The sequence below is a fragment of the Weissella sp. DD23 genome, from assembly GCF_001579105.1.
GTDB classification, from domain to species: Bacteria; Bacillota; Bacilli; order Lactobacillales; family Lactobacillaceae; genus Weissella; species Weissella cibaria.
This window is the reverse complement of sequence record NZ_KQ970459.1, coordinates 1-470: the sequence shown is the minus strand read 5'-3', so window position 1 is coordinate 470 and position 470 is coordinate 1. Positions and strand designations below refer to the sequence as shown.

Genomic DNA, 470 nt, shown 5'->3' with positions numbered 1-470 from the left:
TTTTATAAGATTAGAGCAAAAGTTCAAATTCTAGGTTGTTGTATTGATCGCGTTCGCGGATTTGACGATAACCAAATTCTTGCTCTTCACGTACCAATAGGTCGGTGTGCCAAGTAATCTTATCAGCAAAAGAAGCAAACATATCTTCCTTCAACTGATTGATTAACGCAAGAAACTTGGTTGCTTCGTCGGCGGTCATTGATGCATATAGACGTTCGTCGTTACCGTACTTCTTTGAGTTACGCTTCAACATGACATTCATTACCTGACGTGTGTATGCGGGGTTACGATTCAAACGAACATTAACGTTGATGTGATTGTAGTGGAAATCACGGCTGTACTGTAGCAACATTGCTAAGAATTCAGCTGCGTCCACCTTTTCTGCTTTATTTGCCATACATATTTCCTTACTTCGTTTATAACTGTTACCAGTATATCACGGTATAGAAAATGCGTAAGGCAAAGTTCTG

General features: G+C 39.6%; 1 protein-coding gene. It reads right to left on the bottom strand.

Annotated features, from left to right (window positions below; all coding sequences use genetic code 11):
* Positions 1–10 precede the first annotated feature (10 nt).
* Positions 11–397 carry a hypothetical protein gene (locus WEIDD23_RS12230; RefSeq protein ID WP_043711705.1) on the bottom strand — a complete coding sequence of 129 codons (387 nt, stop codon included), beginning with the start codon at positions 395–397 and terminating at the stop codon, positions 11–13.
* Positions 398–470 lie beyond the last annotated feature (73 nt).